The 804-nt window shown below is 29.7% G+C and carries 1 protein-coding gene and 1 pseudogene; both read left to right on the top strand.

Annotation, left to right across the window (positions count from 1 at the left end):
• Window positions 1-403 (top strand): hypothetical protein (locus DMB91_RS08745; protein ID WP_034907163.1); only part of this gene is annotated, 403 nt, incomplete at its 5' end.
• An 87-nt stretch (window positions 404-490) separates the two neighbouring features.
• Window positions 491-804 (top strand): annotated as a pseudogene (locus tag DMB91_RS08740) (hypothetical protein); the annotation flags it as partial.

The following is an 804-nucleotide window of genomic DNA, read 5'->3' as shown; positions in this document are numbered from 1 at the left end:
ATACAGAGGTTCAATTTACGCTTTTGATAGCGAAATGTATGCGGTAGCACTATACAGTGGAGAGGAATTTCAAAAGAAAGGTTTATGTCCTGAAGGACAAGAAACTTGTGGTTCTCATAATAAAAAAATGTTTGTGGCATTTAATCAAGTAGTTAATCAAAAACCCGATGAATACGGATTTTTCCCTGTTTATATAGTCAAAAGACAAGTAAAAGTTTCTGATTTAGGAAAACCTTATGTACTTTTTACATATAAAACAGGTGCATTAGATAAGAATATGCAACTTTATCAATTTGACTCAACAACCTCTAATGCTCATTTAAACAACAATTCTTTAATTAAAGATATTGCTAGACACTACAAAGAAAATATGGAAAGTTCTCTTGGTGGTTGGATTCCTTAACCTTAACAATGGAAACTAAATTCAACTCATTTTCTGCCGATTTAATATAAAACATTAATTAATTAATTAATTTAGAAGGGCAGAAAAATGATAAATAGTGTAAATTCCTACTCGGGTTATAATTACCTAAGTGCTTTAAACAATGAAAATTCTAAAGCCAAAATTTCAGATAATACAAAAGAAACAAATTCGACTAACACTTCAAATCAAGTTAATAATAACACTATTTTATCATCAAATCAAACAAACAATACTTCAAAGCTAGTTAGTGACAAATCCCAAGCTGTAGATAAAGTATTAGGCTATGGTGTAGATAAAGAAGGTTTTTTTACAAGTGATTTTAATGAGGCTGCAGGATTGCCACAAGATTATAAGATTTATGCTAAAGGAGCTGAAAGTTT

Source organism: Campylobacter sp. MIT 97-5078, assembly GCF_006864455.1.
Taxonomy (GTDB): Bacteria; Campylobacterota; Campylobacteria; order Campylobacterales; family Campylobacteraceae; genus Campylobacter_D.
The sequence above is the reverse complement of the archived record's forward strand: the minus strand, read 5'-3'. Positions and strand labels throughout refer to the sequence as shown.